Genomic DNA, 20,840 nt, shown 5'->3' on the forward strand with positions numbered 1-20,840 from the left:
ATGACCTCGAATGAAGCTGGCCATGAAGTTGCGCACTCGCCTTTTTCTGAGTATTTCGGCCCTTATCACGGTCGCTTTGCTCGGACTGCTGCTGGGACTCGTCAGCGTCATGCAGATGGCCCGTACTCAGGAATCGCTGATTCAGCACAACTTCGCGGTGCTCGACCTGGGTTTGAGGCTGCGTCAGAACCTCGGCGATCAGCTGGTACTGATGACCGGTTCGCAGCGCAATCAGGCGGAGCTGGATAAGGCTCAGGCTCAGTTCAAAGAGTTGTTGGAGCAGGGTTCTGCGCAGGACGCCCAGCAGGATGTGCGGGTCGGTTTCGAGAAAACCAGGAGTGATTACCAGCGCTTCATTGACGACTGGAAGCTGTACGGGAGCGACCCGCGTGGCATACGCGGCACACCGCAATTGAGTGAGAGCTTCGACACGCTGCGTAACGGGCTTTTGAGCGTGCACCGCACGGCGCTCGAAAATATCAGTAATGCCGAAATCAACTCCCGGGACCGCGCGCTGTGGATCGCTGGCCTGCTGGGGCTGGTCGGGCTGGCGGTGCTGTGCATCGGCTTCGTGACTGCGCACGGTATTGCGCGACGCTTTGGTGCCCCGATCGAAGCGCTGGCCAAAGCAGCCGACCGGATAGGCGAGGGTGATTACGAGGTTACATTGCCGATTTCCTCGGCTGCCGAGATGAACCTGCTGACTCGACGCTTTGGCATCATGGCTGAGGCGTTGCGCCAGCATCAGGCGACTAACGTCGATGAGCTGCTGGCAGGTCAACAGCGGCTGCAGGCGGTTCTCGACAGCATCGACGACGGCCTGTTGATGATTGACCGGCAAGGGCATCTCGAACACTTGAATCCTGTCGCTCAGCGCCAACTCGGGTGGGATGAAAGCCGTCTGGGCCAGAGTCTGGGTGAAGCGCTGGGGCGTCCCGAACTGGATGAGCAGCTGCATCTGGTATTGCGCGGGGGCACACTGGAGCGCGCGCCGGAAGATCTTGCCATCGAAATAGACAGCGAGTCCCGCTTGCTGACCTATAGCATGACGCCGGTCAGTCATACCAAGGGGCATATTCTGGGTGCGGTGATGGTGCTGCATGACGTCACCGAGCAGCGCGCGTTCGAGCGCGTGCGCAGTGAGTTCGTGCTGCGCGCCTCACACGAACTGCGCACGCCGGTCACCGGCATGCACATGGCCTTCGGCCTTTTGCAGGAGCGGCTGCACTTTGCGCCGGAGTCCCGCGAAGCCGATCTGCTGAATACCGTGACTGAAGAAATGCAGCGCCTGATGCAGCTCATCAACGACCTGCTGAACTTCTCGCGTTACCAGAATGGCCTGCAAAAACTCAAGCTGGCGCCGTGCTCTGTCGAAGCGCTGCTGGAGGAAGCCAAGTCCCGGTTCGAGGAGCAAGCGCTGGAGCAGGACATTGTGCTGATGCTGGATGTGCAGGGGCCGATGCCACGGCTGCATGCCGACCAGTCCCAGCTGGAGCGGGTGCTCGACAACCTGCTCGACAACGCCTTGCGCCACACGCCACCGAAAGGGCTGATCCGCCTGCAGGCGCGGCGCCATGGCGAGCGGGCAATTATCAGCGTCGAGGACAATGGCGAGGGCATCGCCTACGGTCAGCAAGGGCGGATCTTCGAGCCCTTCGTTCAGGTCGGCCGCAAAAAAGGCGGTGCCGGGCTCGGGCTGGCGCTGTGCAAGGAGATCGTCCAGTTGCACGGCGGGCGCATGGGGGTTTACTCAAGGCCGGGACAGGGCACTCAGTTTTATATGGCGTTGCCGCTTTGAAGACTTGATCGTCAAGCCGTCATAAGCCGATCGAGCGTCGAGCCGCAGCTCAATCAATTCGAGTGATTAAGCACCTGCAGAATGGCAGCGCTTTGTGCGTCGGGTTCGCCGTCGAAACGGGCAGGGCGGTAGTGCATCTGGAAGGCTGCCAGCACCTGTCGCGTTGCGATGTCCAGCTCGCCGGTTTGCGGGGTGCTGTAGCCAAGGCGTGCCAGTTGCTGCTGGAACCAGGTGATGCTCGGCAGGTTGACGGCGAGCAATGCCTGGCGCTGGGCAACCTGGCGTTCGTCGGGCCAGATGCCCAGGCCTTCGGCTGCGAGGCGTTTCCATGGGAACAGCGGGCCCGGGTCCTGCTTGCGTAGCGGGGCGATGTCGCTATGGCCGATGACGTGTTTGGGGTCGATTTTGTTGCGTTTGACGATGTCCTTGAGCAGCACGATCATCGACTGGACCTGCGCTTCGCTGTACGGATACCACAGGCGACCGGTCGGTGTTTCCTTGAAGCCCGGATTGACGATTTCGATGCCGATCGAGCTGGAGTTGAGCCAGGTGCGGCCTTCCCATTCGCTTTCGCCGGCGTGCCACGCTCGGGCGTTTTCATCGACCAGCTTGTAAACGGTGGCTTTGGCGTCATCTCCTATCAGGTAATGACTGCTGACCTCGCCATGGGTCAACAACTGGAGTGAGTGTTCCAGTGAGGTCGAGGTGTAATGCATCACGACGTACTGAACCCGGTTGTCGAAATTCACAGACGGGTGGCTGGTGTCCAGCGTTGGACCGCTGGAGCAGGCCGTGAGGGCGAGTAGCAGAAGGGCGGAGAAATACAGCTTCATTGGATTGGCAACATCGGCAGGTAATGCAACAGGATAACAAAGCGCCAGCAAATAGCTTCAGGCTGAAACATTTGTTCAGACAAATGTTTCAGCTATCCCTGTTCTATCCGGTTCCTGCCATTTTCCTTGGCTTTATAGAGGGCCTGGTCGGCGCGCTTTATGGCGGTATCGGGACGTTCTCCGACCCGAAAAGCGGTCATTCCCGTGGAAACCGTGATTGTTACCCGTTCGCCCTTGAAGTGAAACGGACACAGCTCGACGGCGGCACGCAGTTCGTCGAGAAGCGCTAGCCCGGCATCGGGAACGGTTGCGGGCAACAGCATGACAAACTCTTCGCCACCGAAGCGGGCGAGAAAATCCCCAGGCCGCAGGCGTTTCTTGAAGACATTGGCGACAATCTTCAACACTTTGTCGCCAGCCAGGTGCCCGTAGCCGTCGTTGATACGCTTGAAATGATCGAGATCGAGAATGCACACCAGCAGGCTGTTTTTCTCCCGCTGCCACTGCGCCATTTCATGCTCGAGTCGTTCACCCCAGGCGGCCCGGTTGGGCAGTTCGGTGAGCGTATCGACCAGCGCCTTTTGACGTTGCTCTTCCAGGTGACTCCTGAAACCCAGCGCCTCCTGCTCCATGCTGGCGACGCGGGCCGACAGGCTTTGCAGTCGCGAAGCCACTTCCTGCTCGCGGTCGTCGCGTTTGCGCTGGTAATTATCCATGGTGCTGAGCAAGCCTTCGAGCCGGTTATCCAGCACCTGCTTGAGGCTGGTCAGGTCGGACGCATCCTGAACGCTGCTTTGCAGCCCACCCACCTGTTCGCGCAATTGCTCGTTCAAGTCGCGAACGGCGGACTGATCCTCGGCGTGATCTTCGCTGGCAGCCTGCAAATGGCTCTGGAACGACTCGAGTCGCTCGTTCAGTTGCTTGAGATAGCTGCCGAACTCCTGTTGACCACCGTTATTGATCGCCAGCATCAAGACTGCAAGATCGTCGAGGATCGGTAGCAGTTCGTACCAGTTAAGCCCGTGTTTGAGGCGTAGCTGCATGTCCTCGACCTGCGGACGAAAATGCTCGGACAACGTCAGGTCGTTGAGCAGGCCCAGCAGGGTTTCTTCGATGTGCGCAGCAACCGAGCTGTAGCTCGGCTCCGGGGAGGAGGGCAACGCGTAGCCGTCATCGCCTTCTACTACCTCGGTTTCAGGCTCGGCATCTTCTTCCGGTTGCTCTGTGTCAACGACTAGCGGTGCCGGTCGTTGCTGGTAGGGTACGCTGGGAACAGGCGCCAGCATGTCGGTGATATCAACGGGCTCGACGTAGATGTAGGTGTTTTCAGCAGGTGGTTCGGGGGCAATTTCTGCGTGGAGCGTGACCGTGGGTGTGGCGGTCACGGAGGGTGCCGCCTCTACTGGCGTGGGAGCAGTAACTGCCTCGCCCTCTGCAACGAGTGCCGGCGGTGGGGCAGACTCGATAACCGTATCAGTCTTCTCGGCCTGCGCCGGAAGTGGTGCTACCGGCATTGGCGGCGTATCCGGCTGCGCGGGTGATGCAGGTCGTTCATGGTGCACGTTGTCGTGCTGCTCCTCCGGCACCAAGGCCGGAGTAAGGTCAGGCGGAGGTTCAGGAGGATGCTCCTCGCTGTGCGCGTCCCGTGAGCCGAACAGGCGTTGCAGCAATCCCTGGCGGGGGGCTTCTTCGGGTTTTTCTATCTGCGTCAGGGCCTGGCCTTGCAGGCTGCTCAACTCGCCGAGCAGGACGGGCAGTTCGCGTGCCTGAGCGGCGCGCTCTTCAAGGTCCTTGGCGAAGCGCTTGAGTGGTTTGCGGACGTCGCGTGGCAGCGGCAGTGCCTGGAGCTGTGCGACAAGGGCGGTCAGTGCCGAACTGATCTGCCCGGCGCGCACTTCGCGGCGATGTTCGGAATCCAGCACGGCCTTTTCAAGGCGCGGGATCAGGGCCGCGAGGCCTGCATCCATGTCGTCAGTGCGGACGATTTCACGCATTTCCTTCATGCATTCGTCGACGGCCCGGTCTGAACCCTCCGCCGCCAGACTGCTGCGTACCAGGCCGCGCCGCAGCAAGTCGAGCCGCGCATCCCAGCGCTTTTCGAGCTTATCCTGTTGCTCGATCCCTTTGAGGTATTTCTCTTTCCAACGCTCCGCGTCGTCGCTCATGCAAGGTTTCCACCAGAGGGCACAGGCAGTGAGTCCCCACACAGTGAAGCAGGCAGGCGAATCTCGACGGCAACCGGCAGGTGATCGGAAATGGGTTGGGCCAGCACCTGCACGCGTTCAAGCGTCAGGGTCGGGCTGAGCAGAATGTGATCAAGGCAGCGCTTTGGGCGCCAGCTGGGGAACGTCGCTTCGATTTGCGGGGCCAACAGCCCCAGATCACGAAGCGGCGAGTGTTCCAGCAAGTCATTGGCATGCGTGTTCATGTCGCCCATCAGCACTTGGTGACGGTAGCCGCCGATCAGTTCGCGAATGTAGGCGAGTTGTCGGGTTCGGGTGCGGGTCCCGAGGGCCAGGTGCATCATGACGACGATCAACGCATCTTCGCCTTCGCCAAAGCGCACGAGAATTGCACCGCGTCCGGCCGGGCCCGGTAACGGGTGGTCTTCGATCTTGGTCGGGCGCAGACGGCTCAGTACACCGTTGCTGTGCTGGGCAAGACGCCCGAGGTTGCGATTGAGCTGTTGATACCAGTACGGAAAACCGCCCAGTTGGGCAAGATGTTCGACCTGATTGACGAAGCCGGAGCGCATGCTCCCGCCGTCGACTTCCTGAAGCGCCACCAGATCGAAGTCGTTGATCAGGTCACCGATTTTCTGCAGGTTACCTGCGCGTCCGCCGTGCGGCAGTAAATGCTGCCAGCTGCGCGTCAGGTAGTGCCGGTAGCGTTCGGTGCTGATACCGACCTGAATGTTGAAGCTGAGCAAACGCAGCCTGCCGTCTTCCGGCAAGCCGCTTTGCGTCAGGTGATGTTCGTTGACCTGCGGATCATGCAGGCCAACGATACGCGGGCTACCTTTGCCCCAACGGCGCATGACCGGCGCTTACTTGGCAGCCGTCGTAGCTGCTCGCTCTTTGGCGATCAACTGGTCGGCCACCTTCAGAGTTGCTTCCGGACCACCGGCCGAACCGAGGTCAAAACGGTACTTGCCGTTGACGATCATGGTCGGAACGCCAGTCACTTCGTACTTCTTGGCCAGTTCCTTGTACTGCGCGATCTTGCCCTTCACTGCGAAGGAGTCGAACGTCTTGAGGAAGTTGTCCTTGTTCACGCCCTGAGTCGCAACGAAATCGGCCATGTCTTTCTTGTCGGTCAGACGCTTGCCGCCTTTCTGGATGGCTTCGAAGACGGCTGCGTGAACCTTGTGCTCGACGCCCATGGTGTCCAGAGTGATGAACAGTTGGCCATGTGCATCCCACGCGCCGCCGAACATGGCCGGGATACGCACGAAATTGACGTCGGACGGCAGTTTTTCAACCCATGGATTGATGGTCGGCTCGAACGCGTAGCAATGCGGGCAGCCATACCAGAACAGTTCGATGACTTCGATCTTGCCCGGCTCGGCAACGGGCACAGCGCTTTTCAGCTCGACGTATTGTTTGCCGGCCTCGATGGGCTCGGCGGCCTGGGCGGACATACCGAACAGACTGGCGGCAACCAGAGCGGCGCTGATGATCAGATTACGCATGCTTTACTCCTGAGCAGATTGAATCGCCTTCATGCGACGGTGTTTTCGACCGGGCGCGAAAGCCTGAGTTCGTTAGTGTAACGCTGGGGTTGTAAAAATGGGCGGCTGTGGCAGGCCTTTTTGCATAAGAGTGAAGCAGGTCATGTCTGAATGTTCCAGCGGCCAGTCAGCGCCCTCCCGACAGGGTGCGAGTATGGGCCGGGGGACAGGTGTGTCATTATAGGCGCACGCACTCAAACGAAACCGACACCTCTTGCCACACGCCTTGCAGGCAAGGGCCTTCACCGGAAATCACATGCAGCTCAAAAACCCCATTCTCGGTCTGTGCCAACAGGCCACGTTCATGCTCAGCGCCGCCAAGGTCGACCAATGCCCCGATGACGAAGGTTTTGAAGTCGCATTTGCCGGTCGCTCCAACGCGGGCAAGTCGAGCGCGCTGAACACCCTGACGCATGCCAGCCTGGCGCGTACTTCCAAGACGCCGGGGCGTACTCAGTTGCTGAACTTCTTTGGCCTGGACGAAGATCGCCGTCTGGTCGATTTGCCTGGCTACGGTTACGCGAAAGTACCCATCCCGCTCAAGCTGCACTGGCAGCGCCACCTGGAAGCCTATCTGGGCAGTCGCGAAAGCCTGAAGGGGCTGATCCTGATGATGGACATCCGTCATCCAATGACTGATTTCGACATCCTGATGCTTGACTGGGCCATCGCGAGCAACATGCCGATGCACATCCTGCTGACCAAGGCCGACAAGCTGACCTACGGTGCAGCCAAGAACACGCTGCTCAAGGTTCAGGCCGAGATCCGCAAGGGTTGGGGCGACGCCGTCAGCATTCAGTTGTTCTCGGCCCCCAAGCGCATGGGGCTGGAAGAGGCCTACACCGTCCTGGCCGACTGGATGGAACTGGAAGACAAGGCGCCTGCCGAGTAAATCGCAGGCAAAAAAAGACCCCGGACTTCGCATGGGGAGAAGGAAGTTCCGGGGCTTAAGGTCCAGACCTTAGGGTGGGGTCCGGATATATGCCAACACTTAACACAACTAGGAGCACGATGGATTTTGCAATCTATCGGAACCTCTGACTCCTGTCTAAATGGTTAAGTTCCAGCAATTAAGAAAAGTTCACCTTTCCTACAATGTTTGACGAACCTGCCTACAGTTCGCCCTTTTTCACTCAATGCGCCTCGTCCCAATTGTTGCCGATGCCGACTTCCACCAGCAGCGGAACCGCCAAATCTGCGGCCCCGCTCATGTGCGGACGGATCTGTTCGCTGATCTGATCGACCAGGTCTTCGCGCACTTCCAGCACCAGTTCATCGTGTACCTGCAGGATGACGCGTGCATCCAGGCCGGAGGTATCCAGCCAGCCATTTACCGCGACCATCGCTTTCTTGATGATATCTGCCGCCGTCCCTTGCATCGGCGCGTTGATCGCCATGCGCTCCGCACCCTTGCGCAGGGACGGGTTCTTGGCATTGATGTCCGGCAGGTACAGGCGGCGGCCGAAGATGGTTTCGACAAAACCCTGCTCGGCGGCCTGGGCGCGGGTACGTTCCATGTAGTCGAGCACGCCGGGGTAGCGGGCGAAGTAACGGTCTACGTAAGCCTGTGACTGCTTGCGGTCGACGCCGATCTGTTTGGCCAGACCGAACGCGCTCATGCCGTAGATCAGGCCGAAGTTGATCGCCTTGGCGCTGCGGCGCATGTCTTGAGTAACGCCTTCCAGCTCGACGCCGAAGACTTCCGCCGCCGTGGCCCGGTGCACGTCCAGATCATTGCGGAACGCGTGCAGCAAGCCTTCGTCCTTCGCCAGATGCGCCATGATCCGCAGTTCGATCTGCGAATAGTCCGCTGCCAGCAGCTTGTAACCCTTCGGCGCGACGAACGCCTGACGAATACGGCGCCCTTCGGCGGTACGAATCGGGATGTTCTGCAGGTTCGGATCGCTGGACGACAAGCGCCCGGTCACCGCCACTGCCTGATGATAAGACGTGTGGATGCGCCCGGTGCGCGGGTTGATCTGCTCGGGCAGGCGGTCGGTGTAGGTGCTCTTGAGCTTGCTCATCGAACGGTACTGCATCAGCACCTTCGGCAGCGGGAAGTCCTGCTCGGCCAGTTCGGCAAGCACCGCCTCGGCGGTCGACGGCTGGCCGGTGGCGGTTTTGCTGAGGATTGGCATGCCGAGCTTTTCGTAGAGAATCACCCCGAGCTGCTTGGGCGAGCCCAGGTTGAACTCTTCACCGGCAATGGCGAAGGCTTCGCGCTCCAGTGCGGTCATCTTGTCGCCCAGTTCGACGCTCTGGATGCCCAGCAGGTTGGCATCGACCAGCGCGCCCTGGCGCTCGATACGCGCCAGTACGGGGACAAGTGGCATCTCGATATCGTTGAGCACCGGCTGCAAGGTCGGGATCGCCGCCAGACGCGCTTCGAACACTTCATGCAGGCGCAGGGTCAGGTCCGCTTCTTCGGCGGCATAGTTGCCTGCCTGCTCCAGCGCAATCTGGTCGAAAGTCAGCTGTTTGGCACCCTTGCCGGCGATGTCCTGAAAGTTGATCGGCGTGTGCGTCAGGTACTTGGCCACCAGGCTGTCGCGGTCGTGGCGGGTCGCAGTGGAATCCAGTACGTAAGATTCCAGAATGGTGTCGAAGCGGACGCCCTGCAAATCGATGCCCTGCGCCTGATCGCCATCGATCGCGCAATTGGCAAGCAGATTGATGGCGAATTTGGCGTGCTGACCGACCTTGATCTTGCTCGGGTCCTCCAGCAACGGCTTGAGGGTCTTGAGCACGCTGTCGCGATCCAGCTGCTGCGGGACGCCCATGTACGAGTGAGTCAGCGGAATGTACGCCGCTTCGTGGGTCTGAATGGCAAAAGACAAGCCGACCAGTTGCGCGCGTTGGGCGTCGGTGCCGTTGCTCTGCGTGACGAAGGCGAACAGCGGCGCGGCCTTGAGCTTTTTCAGCCAGGCGTCGAACTGAGTCTGCTCAAGGATGATTTCATAGGCCGCTTCTTTGGCTTCTACTGTCGGCTCTTCAACGGTCAATTCCTGCCCGGCACGCTTGGCGTCGCGTTGCAGGTCTTCGATCCAGCTTTTGAATTCCAGCTCGGCGTACAGCTCCATCAGCGCATCGCGGTCCGGTTCGCCGCAGTGCAGCTGATCCAGTTCGATGTCTAGCGGCACGTCGATCTTGATGGTCGCCAGCTCGTAGGACAGAAACGCCATCTCGCGATGCTCTTCGAGCTTGGCGGCGAGGGTCTTGGCACCGCGGATCGGCAGGGTCGCGACCTTGTCGAGGTTGTCGTAAAGCTCTTTGATCCCGCCACCGACGCCGACCAGCAGACCGACCGCAGTTTTTTCACCGACCCCCGGCACGCCTGGAATGTTGTCGACCTTGTCGCCCATCAGCGCGAGGTAATCGATGATGTGTTCAGGGCCGACGCCGAACTTCTCTTTCACGCCCGCGACGTCCATTACGCTGCCGGTCATGGTGTTGACCAGCGTGATGTGCCCGTCGACCAGTTGCGCCATGTCCTTGTCACCAGTGGAAATGACCACCGGACGATCCGCCGCCGCGCTGCTGCGCGCCAGGGTGCCGATCACGTCATCCGCTTCGACGCCTTCCACGCACAAAAACGGATAGCCCATGCCTTTGACGCACGCATGCAGCAGATCGACCTGCACGCGCAGGTCATCCGGCATGCTGGGCCGGTTGGCTTTATAGTCGGTGTACAGCGCGTCACGAAAGGTCCCGCCCTTGGCGTCGAAAACCACGGCGAGCGGGCTTTCCGGGTACTGGCGACGCAGGCTTTTAAGCATGTTCAGCACGCCTTTGACGGCGCCGGTCGGCAAGCCTTTGGACGTGGTCAGGGGGGGCAGTGCATGGAAGGCGCGGTAGAGGTAAGAAGAACCGTCCACCAGGACGAGCGGCGCTTGGGTCATGAGCAGAATCAACCTTTTCGGCGGGGTCGGCGCTAGAATGCGCGGACCATTGACGACAAAGGGACAAGGTTATCATGCGCAAGGTAAATCGACTGTTATTGACCGGCCTGTTGGCACTTTGCCCTTTGCTCGCTGTTGCAGCAGAGGACTCACCTTCGGCGGCGCCGGACGTTACTATTCGCACCGACGGTGACCGAACCATTCAGGAATATCGACAGAACGGCTTTCTGTATGCGGTGAAAATCACCCCGAAACACGGCAAGCCTTATTTTCTGGTGCGCGCCGATGGTACAAGCCCCAATTTCATTCGTTCGGATCAACCGGACATGCTGATCCCGCAGTGGGAAATATTCAGCTGGTAGTCGCTGGTCGGTAGCACCCCACATTCACTTTATTGGTTGGCAGTTCTGATATGTCCGTTTTTACCCCGCTGGCTCGGCCCGAGCTGGAAACATTTCTCGCCCCTTACGGGCTCGGCCGTCTGCTTGATTTTCAGGGCATTGCCGCCGGTAGTGAAAACACCAATTACTTCATCAGCCTGGAGCGGGGCGAATTCGTCCTGACCCTGGTCGAGCGCGGTCCGGTGCAGGAAATGCCTTTCTTCATCGAGCTGCTCGATGTGTTGCACGAGGCCGATCTGCCGGTGCCTTACGCTCTGCGCACCACCGACGGTCAGGCGTTGCGCGAGCTGGCAGGCAAACCGGCGCTGTTGCAGCCGCGCCTGCCGGGCAAGCACATCAGTGAGCCGAATACTCAGCATTGCGTGCAGATCGGCGAGTTGCTGGCCAATCTGCATCTGGCGACACGCGAGCGAATAGTGGAGCGCAAGACCGATCGCGGGCTGGACTGGATGTTGAGCGAGGGGCGCAACTTTCTGTCGCACCTGGGTGAGACTCAGCGGGCATTGCTTGCAAAAAGCCTTCAGGAAATCGAAGACCTCAAGTCGCAGATCATGGCCTTGCCACGCGCCAACCTGCACGCCGACCTGTTTCGTGACAACGTGCTGTTCGAGGGCACACACCTGACCGGGCTGATCGATTTCTATAATGCCTGTTCCGGTCCGATGCTCTACGACCTGGCGATTGCGCTGAACGACTGGTGCTCACGCGAAAACGGCCAGCTCGACGCCGTCCGCGCGCGTGCCCTGTTGGGCGCTTACGCCGGACTGCGGCCATTCACGGCTGCGGAATCGAAGCTCTGGAACACGATGTTGCGCATCGCCTGTGTGCGCTTCTGGTTGTCCCGCCTGATCGCCGCCGAGACCTTCGCCGGGCAGGACGTGCTGATTCACGATCCCGTGGAGTTCGAGCGGCGTCTGGCCGAGCGCCAGGAAGCGCACATCGCGCTGCCGTTTGCGCTCTGACTGGTGCTCCGCGTTGGCATGCAGTTCGTGACGCTCTGCGTCACAAATCCGTGCCGCACCGCATGCGCCGGGTCGGACGCAGAGCGTCCAGAACGGCATACCGGCGCGGGGCGTCGGGACGATAGTCAGGACGAAAAGTGCCTGTGCTATCAAATACTGCTCAGGCAGCCGGTCAGATCATCCGCCAGTTTCTGTAACACCTGCTCGTAACCCTGCGCGGTGGCGGGGATGTAGCCGCCTAGCGCGTCCAGCTCTGCGAGCTTGACCGGCAGGCCTGCGCTCAGGGTTTCTGCCAGGCGCGGGCGCAGGGGTGGTTCGCTGAACACGCAGGTCTTGCCCGCCGCTTTCAGGCGCTCGCGCATTGCCGCCACGTGCTGCGCGCCGGGCTGGATCTCGGCGGCGATGGCGAATACGCCAGCGTGCTTGAGCCCGTAAGCTTCTTCGAAATAATCGAACGCCTCGTGGAACACGAAAAACGGCTTGCCCGCAACGGCACTGACACGGCCCTTGATGCGCGCGTCCAGTGCATCGAGGCGCTTGTTGAACGCCTCGGCGTTGCTGGCGTAGCGGGCCGCATTGGCCGGGTCCGCAGCGCCCAGGTCAGCCGCCATCTTTGCTGCGATCACCCGCGCGTTGACGGTCGACAGCCACAGATGCGAGTCCAGGCTGCCGGGCTGGTGGTCGTGATCGTGTTCGTCTGCATCCTCGTCATGAGCGTGGTCGTCATGGGAAGCGTTGTCTTCGCCGAAATGGCGCAAGTGCATGCCAGGCAGAGATTGCACGGCAACCGTAGGCGAGCTGCGGCCTTGCAGGACGCGCGGCAGGAAGGTTTCCATGTCCGGGCCTATCCAGTAGAGCAATTCGACTTCCCGCACGCGCCGTACGTCGGATGGCCGCAGCGCATAGTTATGCGGCGACGCACCAGGTGGCAACAGCACCTGGGGCTTACCGACGCCGTCCTGTACAGCCGCCGCAATCAGCTGCAATGGCTTGATACTGGTGAGTACATTGACTTCGGCCTGAGCCGGGGCGATGAACAACAGACTGATCCACAGAACAGCAACAAGATTGAAAAGACGGCGCACTCGAATCACTCATATAAGTCAGGAACAGGTAACATAATAACGTCTCTAGCCAATATCGTCGCTGCTCATGCCCAATACTCCCCTGGCCAGTCGCCCCCATGACCACTCCCACTGCGTGCATTCGGCCCTCGCCGAAGCAGACGCGCTGTGCACAAAACAGGGGCTGCGCCTGACCACCTTGCGCCGCCGCGTGCTGGAACTGGTCTGGCAAAGCCACAAACCGCTGGGTGCCTACGACATTCTGGCGGTGCTCAGCGAAGAGGACGGCCGTCGCGCCGCGCCGCCGACCGTCTACCGTGCGCTGGATTTCCTGCTGGAAAACGGCCTGGTGCACCGGATTGCCTCGCTCAATGCCTTCACCGGCTGCAATCATCCGACCCACGCGCATCAGGGCCAGTTTCTGATTTGCCGCGTGTGCCATGCCGCGATCGAGTTGCAACACCCGGCCATCAGCGCGTCGGTGGTCGATGCTGCCGCGGGCGTCGGCTTTGCGGTCGAAGGCCAGACGGTCGAGATCGTTGGCGTGTGCGCCGGCTGCAAGGCTGCCTGATGACGGATGCATTGATACGCCTGGAGCAGGTTGCCGTCACGCTGTCCGGGCAAAACGTGCTGGAAAACATCCAGCTCAGTGTTCGCCCCGGTGAGATCGTTACGCTGATCGGCCCCAATGGCGCGGGCAAGACCACGCTGGTGCGTGCGGTGTTGGGGCTGCTCAAGCCCGATTCAGGCACGGTGTGGCGCAAACCCAGATTGCGCGTTGGCTACATGCCGCAAAAGCTGCATGTCGACCAGACCCTGCCGCTGTCGGTGCTGCGCTTTTTGCGTCTGGTGCCCGGTGTGGACCGTGCTGCTGCGCAGTCGGCACTGGAAGAGGTCGGCGCCGAAAAAGTCATCGACAGCCCGTTGCAGGGTATTTCAGGTGGTGAGATGCAGCGTGTGCTGTTGGCTCGCGCTTTGTTGCGCAAGCCCGAATTGCTGGTGCTCGACGAACCGGTGCAAGGCGTCGATGTGGCCGGGCAGGCGGAGTTATACAGCCTGATCACACGGCTGCGCGACCGTCACCAGTGCGGCGTGTTGATGGTGTCCCATGATCTGCATCTGGTGATGAGCACCACCGATCAAGTGGTGTGCCTCAATCGCCACGTCTGTTGCTCCGGGCATCCCGAGCAGGTCAGCCATGATCCGGCGTTCGTCGAACTGTTCGGCAAGAATGCGCAAAGTCTGGCGATTTATCACCATCATCATGACCACGCCCACGATCTGCATGGTTCGGTGGTGAATGACGCCCCGGCCACCCCTCATACTCACGTTCACGGAGACAGCTGCAAGCATGGCTGATTTTCTACTGTATGCCTTGCTCGCAGGCGTTGCGCTGGCCCTGGTGGCCGGTCCGCTCGGGTCCTTTGTGGTCTGGCGACGCATGGCGTATTTCGGTGACACACTGTCCCACGCCGCACTGCTCGGCGTAGCGCTGGGCTTTTTGCTGGATATCAGCCCGACCATCGCGGTGACCTGCGGCTGCCTGTTGCTGGCGGTGCTGCTGGTCACCCTGCAACAGCGTCAACCACTGGCGTCGGACACGCTGCTGGGGATTCTGGCACCGAGCACGCTGTCGCTCGGGCTGGTCGTGCTCAGTTTCATGCACGAAGTGCGAATCGACCTGATGGCTTATCTGTTCGGTGATCTGCTGGCAATCAGCCCGGCCGATCTGGCCTGGATCATGGGCGGCAGTTCGCTGGTGCTGGTCACGATCATTGCGCTGTGGCGACCGCTGCTGGCAATGACCGTGCATGAGGAGCTGGCCCGTGTCGAAGGCCTGCCGGTCGCGGCGCTGCGCATGGCGCTGATGCTGTTGATCGCGGTAGTGATCGCGGTAGCGATGAAAATCGTCGGTGTGTTACTGATTACTTCGTTGCTGATCATTCCGGCCGCTGCGGCACAGCGTCACGCCCGCTCGCCAGAGCAGATGGCCGTTGGTGCAAGCCTGCTGGGCGTGACTGCGGTGTGTATCGGGCTATCATTGTCATGGTTCAAGGACACACCGGCCGGACCGTCTATAGTGGTATCCGCTGCGGCGTTGTTCTTGCTCAGCTTTGTTCTACCCAGGCGAGCGGTGTAGACTTGCTCGTTTTTTGCGCAAACTAGAGAATCGCAGGAATGAGCCCGTTCGCCCCACGCTATCTGCTGCTGGTCGCATTTTCCATCCTGTTGGGTGCCTGTCACAGTGCGCCAACGGTCGAGACGGCCGCGTCCGAGGCTCAGCCTGACGCTTTCGCGCAGCTTGAACAGAACATCGCTGGCAATGAACTGGCAACCGCCGAGGATCAACTGGCGACGTTGCAAGCAGCCAATTCCGACGATGCCCGGCTCGAGCCTTTACAGCGTCGTCTGGCCGAAGCCTACCTGAGCCGCAGCCAGATCAGCCTGCAGAAGGGCGACATGAACGCTGCGGCCAGCGCATTATCCCGAGCGCGCGCACTGATGCCCAAGGCGCCTGCGCTGACCAGCGGTGTCAACGGGGCGATTGCCCACGCCCGCAAGGCAGAACTGGAAAAAGCCGAAGCGGATTTGAAAGAAGCGGAAGCGAGAAGGGTGGCCAAGCTGGTTGACCCGTCAGCGCCGAGTACCACCATCGACCTGAAAATCGGCGATATGCCCGCACTGCGTCGTCAACTGGATGACATTGCGGCAGATACCATAGCATTCAACTGTGACGTGCTGCTGGTAGTGCCGCGCACCGAAGATTACCCGTGGCTGGCCACATTGCTGACCAAACGGGTGGTGAAGGCCAATCCAGACTTCGAGTTGCAGCTGCGTCGAGAAATCGAGCGCAATGAAAAAGCACACATCGTTTTGACGCCAGCCAGGTCCTGAGCTGCGCCTTCAAAACCGGACGCAGAGCGTCCAGAGCTGCCTGCCCACGCACAGCGCTCATCGAGATTTATGCATCACGATGAGCGCTGGAGCGTGGGGACGATAATCAGGGTAGCGTCAGATCAAGCCGGAACAGCCTTGGCTTTCACCTCACGGTCCCAGACGCGGTGTTGGGCCATTGCGTCGAAGAAGGCTTCGAACGATGCACTATCCGACACAACCAGCAGGCCCGCATCCTCTTCCAGGCGCAGCAAGCTCAACAAGTCTTTGGCTTCCCCGGCAACGGAGATGGCCTTGAGGTGCTTGTAGGCTTCCAGGATGAAGTGCAGCGCCACGCCATCAGTACTCAACGCTTTAACCGAATCTGCGCCGCCCGGCACGAACACCGCGTCGAACGCTACCGAAGGCAAGCCTTCAGCCGATGCATCGACCGGCAGGCTTTTGCCATCGGCCGTTTTGACTGGTGCAGACGTCGGGCCAAGTACCTTGGCGTGTGCGCCTTTGGCCGTCAGTGCAGCTTTCATGGCCTCGACCGCTTTGCCGTCAACACCATTGGCCACAAGGATCGCGACTTTGCGCGAAACAATGTCGCCCGACAGCAGGTTGACCTGGCTCAACGCCGGTGACTCTTTCACCGAAGTCTGACGCACATGCACAGTGCCAGCCTTCGGCGCAGGCAGACCCAGGTTGGCCGCTACACGGCTGGCCAGTTCCAGATCGATGTTGGCCAGAATCTCGTTGACCTGACGGGCACGGATGTACTCGCGCTCGACCTTGCCCAACTCGAAGCTGTACGCCGCGATGATGTGTTCTTTTTCGTGGTGGCTCATGCTCTGGAAGAACAGAGTCGCCTGCGAGAAGTGATCGCTGAACGATTCGCTGCGCTCACGCACCTTGTGCGCTTCGACGCGCTCCGGGTAAGTCTCGAAACCGCCGTCTACCGCAGCTGCCGGTGTTTCTTTTGGCCAGCCGCCGTCGATCGAGTTCGGCTCGTAAGAAGCACGGCCCTTGTCGATGGTGGTGCGATGCTGTGCGTCGCGCTGGCCATTGTGGTTTGGCGCAATCGGACGGTTGATCGGGATTTCGTGAAAGTTCGGACCACCGAGGCGGCTGATCTGCGTGTCGGTGTAGGAAAACAGGCGACCTTGCAGCAGCGGATCGTTGGAGAAGTCGATACCTGGCACGATATGGCCTGGGCAGAAAGCAACCTGCTCGGTCTCGGCAAAGTAATTGTCCGGGTTGCGGTTCAGCACCATTTTGCCCAGCGGCGTGACCGGCACGAGCTCTTCCGGGATGATCTTGGTTGGATCGAGCAAGTCGAATTCGAACTTGTGCTCGTCTTCCTCGGCAACGATCTGCACGCCCAGTTCCCATTCCGGGTAGTCGCCCATCTCGATGGACTCCCACAGGTCACGGCGATGGAAGTCAGTGTCCTTGCCGGCCAGCTTCTGCGCTTCGTCCCAGACCAGCGAGCACACGCCGAACTTGGGCTTCCAGTGGAATTTGACGAACGTGGATTTGCCTTCAGTGTTGATCAGGCGGAACGTGTGAATGCCGAAACCCTGCATGGTGCGCAGGCTTTTCGGGATCGCACGGTCGGACATGGTCCACAGCACCATGTGCGCGGATTCCGGCACCAGCGAGACGAAGTCCCAAAAGGTGTCGTGCGCCGAGCCGCCGGTAGGGATTTCGTTGTGCGGCTCAGGCTTCACCGCGTGCACGAAGTCCGGAAACTTGATGGCATCCTGAATGAAGAAGATCGGCATGTTGTTGCCGACCAGATCGAAGTTGCCTTCGTCGGTGTAGAACTTGACTGCAAAGCCCCGCACGTCACGCACCGTGTCGCCCGAGCCGCGTGGGCCCTGAACGGTGGAGAAACGCACGAACACCGGGGTCTTCTTGCCCGGATCACGCAGGAAGCCTGCTTTACTCAGCGCGCTCTGGTCTTCGTACGTCTGAAAGTAACCGTGTGCTGCAGTGCCGCGCGCGTGGACGATGCGCTCTGGAATACGCTCATGGTCAAAGTGCGTGATCTTTTCACGCATGATGAAATCTTCGAGCAGCGACGGGCCACGGCTGCCGACTTTGAGGGTGTTCTGGTTGTCGGCAATCTTGACGCCGTGGTTGGTGCGTAACGCCTGGCTGGTGGCGTCGGAGCGGAACTGATCAAGACTGTCGAGCTTGGCGTTGGTGTTGCCCCGATCAAGTGTGTCGGTGCCTGCCATCTCGCTTTTGGGTGTCGTGGTGATAGGTGGGTTTTTCTCGCTAGCCATCGGAAACAACTCCTTATTTCGACCCAATCGTTGAGTTGGGTTCGATGAATACGACTTCCCTGATGCAAGCGGGAAATCACGGTATCCAGAGAGTGACCGGTGGTGGAATCAGCCGTTCACTCCGATTCAATGCCTTTTGCACCAACGGTCGCGTTAAGCCCATTACCCAGGCCTGCCTGCAAATAAATGCTAAGCACGGCGTGCAGGACAGGCTAAAATGCGCGCCCGGTTCAATCTGGCCGAGGTAACGAAGCAAGTGGCACTACGCCCACTGCGCTGATTTTTTAACGCGCCCCCACAAGGTTCGCTCCGTGATCGAGTTTCATAACGTCCACAAAACCTATCGGGTGGCAGGCCGGGAAATACCGGCATTGCACCCTACAAGCCTGCGCGTTGACGATGGCCAGGTGTTCGGCATCATTGGCCATTCCGGTGCAGGCAAAAGCACGCTGCTGCGGCTGATCAACCGTCTCGAAACCCCGAGCGGCGGGCAGATCGTGGTTGACGGTGAAGATGTCACGGCGCTCGACGCCACCGGCCTGCGGCGCTTTCGCCAGCAGGTCGGGATGATCTTTCAGCACTTCAATCTGCTTTCGTCGAAAACCGTGGCCGACAACGTGGCCATGCCGCTGACGCTGGCAGGCGACATGTCGCGCCAGCAGATCGATCAGCGTGTGGCCGAGTTGCTGGCGCGGGTCGGGCTCTCCGATCACGCCAGAAAGTACCCGTCGCAATTGTCGGGCGGGCAAAAGCAGCGCGTCGGCATCGCCCGCGCCCTGGCGACCAAGCCGAAAATCCTGCTGTGCGATGAAGCCACCAGCGCACTGGACCCGCAGACCACTGCGTCGGTCCTGCAACTGCTGGCCGAGATCAATCGCGAGCTGAAGCTGACCATTGTCCTCATCACTCACGAGATGGATGTGATCCGTCGTGTCTGTGACCGGGTAGCCGTCATGGACGCCGGCGTGATCGTCGAGCATGGCGAGGTTGCCGACGTGTTTCTGCACCCGACGCACGCGACAACCAAGCGTTTTGTGCAGGAAGACGACCAGGTCGATGAAAACGAGCAGCGTGACGATTTTGCCCACGTGCAGGGCCGTATCGTGCGCCTGACCTTTCAGGGCGAGGCGACCTACGCGCCGCTGCTGGGCACCGTGGCCCGGGAAACCGGTGTCGACTACAGCATCCTCGCAGGCCGTATCGACCGCATCAAAGACACTCCATACGGGCAACTGACGCTGGCGATCACCGGCGGTGACATGGACGCCGCCTTTGCTCACTTCACCGCCGCCGATGTTCATATGGAGGTGCTGCGCTGATGGACGCTTTTTTGAACCTGTTCGCCAACGTCGACTGGTATGAAATCTGGGTCGCCACCGGCGACACGTTGATCATGCTCAGTGTCTCGCTGGGCTTCACCATTCTGTTCGGCCTGCCGCTGGGCGTGCTGATGTTTCTGACCTCGCCACGTCAGTTGCTCGAGCACAAACAACTGTACGCCACGGTCGGGCTGATCGTTAACATGCTGCGCGCGCTGCCGTTCATCATTCTGCTGATCGTGATGATGCCGCTGACCGAAATCATTACCGGCACATCGCTGGGGATTCTCGGCACCTTGCCGCCATTGATTGCCGGTGCGACGCCGTTTTTTGCGCGTTTGGTAGAGACCGCGCTGCGTGAGGTGGATCGCGGCATCATCGAAGCCACCCAGGCCATGGGGGCCACCACGCGGCAGATCATCATCAAGGCGCTGCTGCCGGAAGCGCGGCCCGGCATTCTGGCGGCGATCACCGTGACAGCAATTGCGCTGGTGTCGTTCACCGCCATGGCCGGTGCGGTAGGCGCTGGCGGGCTGGGCGATCTGGCCATTCGTTATGGTTATCAGCGTTTTCAGAACGATGTGATGTTTGTGACGGTCGTATTGTTGCTGGTGCTGGTGCAGATTCTTCAGACAATCGGCGACAGACTGGTCGCGCACTTCACTCATCGTTGATCGTATCCGTTGGTACTGGCCCGCCTTGCGCGGGCCCAAAGGAGTTGTTGCATGAAAAAGCTATTGGCGATATTCGCCGCTGTTACCGCCTTGTCCGCGCAGGCCAACGAGACCCTGACCGTCGCGGCCTCCGCCGTGCCGCACGCCGAGATCCTCGAATTCGTCAAACCGACCCTGGCCAAGGAAGGCGTCGACCTGAACATCAAGGTGTTCAACGACTACATTCAGCCGAACGCGCAGGTCGCGCAGAAGCATATGGACGCCAATTTCTTCCAGCATCAGCCGTATCTGGATGAGTACAACAAGGGCCAAGGCACTGACCTGGTGGCCGTGGCCAAAGTCCACGTAGAGCCGTTTGGCGCCTACGCGGAAAAAGCCAAGTCGCTGGCCGAGCTGCCAGACGGTGCCAACGTCGCGCTGCCCAACGATGCGACCAATGAAGGTCGTGCGCTGTTACTGTTACAGAAGGCGGGCCTGATCACCTTGGCGGACCCGACCAACATCCTGTCGAAGCCTTCGGACGTTACCAACAACCCGAAAAAACTGAAATTCCGCGAGCTGGAAGCTGCCACGCTGCCACGCGTGCGGACTCAGGTCGATCTGGCATTGATCAACACCAACTATGCGCTCAGCGCTGGTCTCGATCCTAAAAAGGATGCGTTGATCATCGAAGGTCCGGATTCGCCGTACGCGAACATCCTGGTTGCCCGCCCGGACAACAAGGACTCGGACGCGATGAAAAAGCTGGCCGCAGCGCTGCAAAGCCCGGAAGTGAAAGCGTTCCTGGAAGAGAAATACAAAGGCGCAGTGGTTCCGGCGTTCTGATCTGATTGCGTTGCGCCATACATGCAAAACAGGCTGCCTCGGTGCACCACACAAGACCGAGGTGGCCCGGTTTGGGGCCGCAACGCAGTCCATCGCTTCTGTGGGAGCGGACCGGGCGACGCTTCGCTTGTGTGGGAGCGGACTTGTCCGCTAACTGCCGGGCACCG

18 protein-coding genes are annotated in these 20,840 nt (G+C 60.2%); 11 read left to right on the forward strand and 7 right to left on the reverse strand.

What is annotated here, in order from left to right; all coding sequences use genetic code 11:
• Window positions 1-10: 10 nt before the first annotated feature.
• Window positions 11-1,798: a KinB sensor domain-containing domain gene (locus ABJ99_RS02755; protein WP_054084508.1), complete on the forward strand. Its 1,788-nt coding sequence runs from the start codon at window positions 11-13 to the stop codon at window positions 1,796-1,798.
• Window positions 1,799-1,851: 53 nt separating this feature from the next.
• Here ABJ99_RS02755 and ABJ99_RS02760 read toward each other — a convergent pair whose 3' ends face one another.
• The 4 genes from ABJ99_RS02760 to ABJ99_RS02775 all read right to left on the reverse strand — a co-directional run bounded on the left by ABJ99_RS02760 (window position 1,852) and on the right by ABJ99_RS02775 (window position 6,322).
• On the reverse strand, window positions 1,852-2,631 hold the full coding sequence (locus ABJ99_RS02760) for an N-acetylmuramoyl-L-alanine amidase (RefSeq protein WP_054084509.1): 780 nt from the start codon (window positions 2,629-2,631) through the stop codon (window positions 1,852-1,854).
• A 92-nt stretch (window positions 2,632-2,723) separates the two neighbouring features.
• Window positions 2,724-4,796, reverse strand: a complete 2,073-nt coding sequence (locus ABJ99_RS02765) for a GGDEF domain-containing protein (protein ID WP_054084510.1) — start codon at window positions 4,794-4,796, stop codon at window positions 2,724-2,726.
• Window positions 4,793-5,668, reverse strand: coding sequence for an endonuclease/exonuclease/phosphatase family protein (locus tag ABJ99_RS02770; protein WP_054084511.1), 876 nt, complete (start codon window positions 5,666-5,668; stop codon window positions 4,793-4,795). The genes ABJ99_RS02765 and ABJ99_RS02770 overlap by 4 nt, the downstream gene beginning before the upstream one ends.
• Window positions 5,669-5,677: 9 nt before the next feature.
• The gene (locus ABJ99_RS02775) at window positions 5,678-6,322 is read right to left on the reverse strand and encodes a thiol:disulfide interchange protein DsbA/DsbL (RefSeq protein WP_054084512.1); all 645 of its coding nucleotides are present in this window, start codon (window positions 6,320-6,322) and stop codon (window positions 5,678-5,680) included.
• Between the two features lie 295 nt (window positions 6,323-6,617).
• Here ABJ99_RS02775 and yihA point away from each other — a divergent pair, with 295 nt between their 5' ends.
• Entirely contained in the window at window positions 6,618-7,253 is a 636-nt protein-coding gene (yihA, locus tag ABJ99_RS02780) for a ribosome biogenesis GTP-binding protein YihA/YsxC (RefSeq protein WP_054084513.1), read from the forward strand.
• Window positions 7,254-7,494: 241 nt separating this feature from the next.
• Here the strand turns inward: yihA and polA are convergent, their stop codons facing one another.
• Window positions 7,495-10,260, reverse strand: a complete 2,766-nt coding sequence (gene polA / locus ABJ99_RS02785) for a DNA polymerase I (RefSeq protein ID WP_054084514.1) — start codon at window positions 10,258-10,260, stop codon at window positions 7,495-7,497.
• Between the two features lie 74 nt (window positions 10,261-10,334).
• On the opposite strand from polA, the gene ABJ99_RS02790 reads away from it, so the two are divergent.
• Window positions 10,335-10,622 (forward strand): DUF2782 domain-containing protein, encoded by a 288-nt coding sequence (locus ABJ99_RS02790; protein ID WP_024645121.1) that lies wholly within the window; start codon window positions 10,335-10,337, stop codon window positions 10,620-10,622.
• Window positions 10,623-10,672: 50 nt separating this feature from the next.
• On the forward strand, window positions 10,673-11,623 hold the full coding sequence (locus ABJ99_RS02795) for a homoserine kinase (RefSeq protein ID WP_054084515.1): 951 nt from the start codon (window positions 10,673-10,675) through the stop codon (window positions 11,621-11,623).
• Window positions 11,624-11,772: 149 nt separating this feature from the next.
• Here the strand turns inward: ABJ99_RS02795 and znuA are convergent, their stop codons facing one another.
• Window positions 11,773-12,708 carry a zinc ABC transporter substrate-binding protein ZnuA gene (gene znuA / locus ABJ99_RS02800; RefSeq protein WP_080377985.1) on the reverse strand — a complete coding sequence of 312 codons (936 nt, stop codon included), beginning with the start codon at window positions 12,706-12,708 and terminating at the stop codon, window positions 11,773-11,775.
• A gap of 67 nt (window positions 12,709-12,775) precedes the next feature.
• Here znuA and ABJ99_RS02805 point away from each other — a divergent pair, with 67 nt between their 5' ends.
• The 4 genes from ABJ99_RS02805 to ABJ99_RS02820 are packed head-to-tail and all read left to right on the forward strand — an operon-like array spanning window position 12,776 to window position 15,582.
• Window positions 12,776-13,258 (forward strand): Fur family transcriptional regulator, encoded by a 483-nt coding sequence (locus ABJ99_RS02805; RefSeq protein ID WP_024645124.1) that lies wholly within the window; start codon window positions 12,776-12,778, stop codon window positions 13,256-13,258.
• The gene (znuC, locus tag ABJ99_RS02810) at window positions 13,258-14,046 is read left to right on the forward strand and encodes a zinc ABC transporter ATP-binding protein ZnuC (RefSeq protein ID WP_054084517.1); all 789 of its coding nucleotides are present in this window, start codon (window positions 13,258-13,260) and stop codon (window positions 14,044-14,046) included. The genes ABJ99_RS02805 and znuC overlap by 1 nt, the downstream gene beginning before the upstream one ends.
• On the forward strand, window positions 14,039-14,827 hold the full coding sequence (znuB, locus tag ABJ99_RS02815; RefSeq protein ID WP_054084518.1) for a zinc ABC transporter permease subunit ZnuB: 789 nt from the start codon (window positions 14,039-14,041) through the stop codon (window positions 14,825-14,827). The genes znuC and znuB overlap by 8 nt, the downstream gene beginning before the upstream one ends.
• Before the next feature lie 38 nt (window positions 14,828-14,865).
• Window positions 14,866-15,582 carry a PA5502 family lipoprotein gene (locus tag ABJ99_RS02820; protein ID WP_054084519.1) on the forward strand — a complete coding sequence of 239 codons (717 nt, stop codon included), beginning with the start codon at window positions 14,866-14,868 and terminating at the stop codon, window positions 15,580-15,582.
• A gap of 122 nt (window positions 15,583-15,704) precedes the next feature.
• Here ABJ99_RS02820 and katE read toward each other — a convergent pair whose 3' ends face one another.
• Window positions 15,705-17,855: a catalase HPII gene (katE, locus tag ABJ99_RS02825; protein ID WP_054084520.1), complete on the reverse strand. Its 2,151-nt coding sequence runs from the start codon at window positions 17,853-17,855 to the stop codon at window positions 15,705-15,707.
• Between the two features lie 311 nt (window positions 17,856-18,166).
• Here katE and ABJ99_RS02830 point away from each other — a divergent pair, with 311 nt between their 5' ends.
• From ABJ99_RS02830 to ABJ99_RS02840, 3 genes are read left to right on the forward strand one after another with little or no spacing between them, the layout of a single operon-like run.
• Window positions 18,167-19,174 (forward strand): methionine ABC transporter ATP-binding protein, encoded by a 1,008-nt coding sequence (locus ABJ99_RS02830; protein ID WP_054084521.1) that lies wholly within the window; start codon window positions 18,167-18,169, stop codon window positions 19,172-19,174.
• Window positions 19,174-19,848, forward strand: coding sequence for a methionine ABC transporter permease (locus ABJ99_RS02835; RefSeq protein ID WP_007248166.1), 675 nt, complete (start codon window positions 19,174-19,176; stop codon window positions 19,846-19,848). The genes ABJ99_RS02830 and ABJ99_RS02835 overlap by 1 nt, the downstream gene beginning before the upstream one ends.
• Before the next feature lie 51 nt (window positions 19,849-19,899).
• A complete protein-coding gene (locus ABJ99_RS02840) occupies window positions 19,900-20,673 on the forward strand; it encodes a MetQ/NlpA family ABC transporter substrate-binding protein (protein WP_054084522.1) in 774 nt (257 codons plus the stop codon).
• Window positions 20,674-20,840: the final 167 nt, after the last annotated feature.

The organism is Pseudomonas syringae pv. cilantro (assembly GCF_001293775.1).
Taxonomy (GTDB): Bacteria; Pseudomonadota; Gammaproteobacteria; order Pseudomonadales; family Pseudomonadaceae; genus Aquipseudomonas; species Aquipseudomonas syringae_P.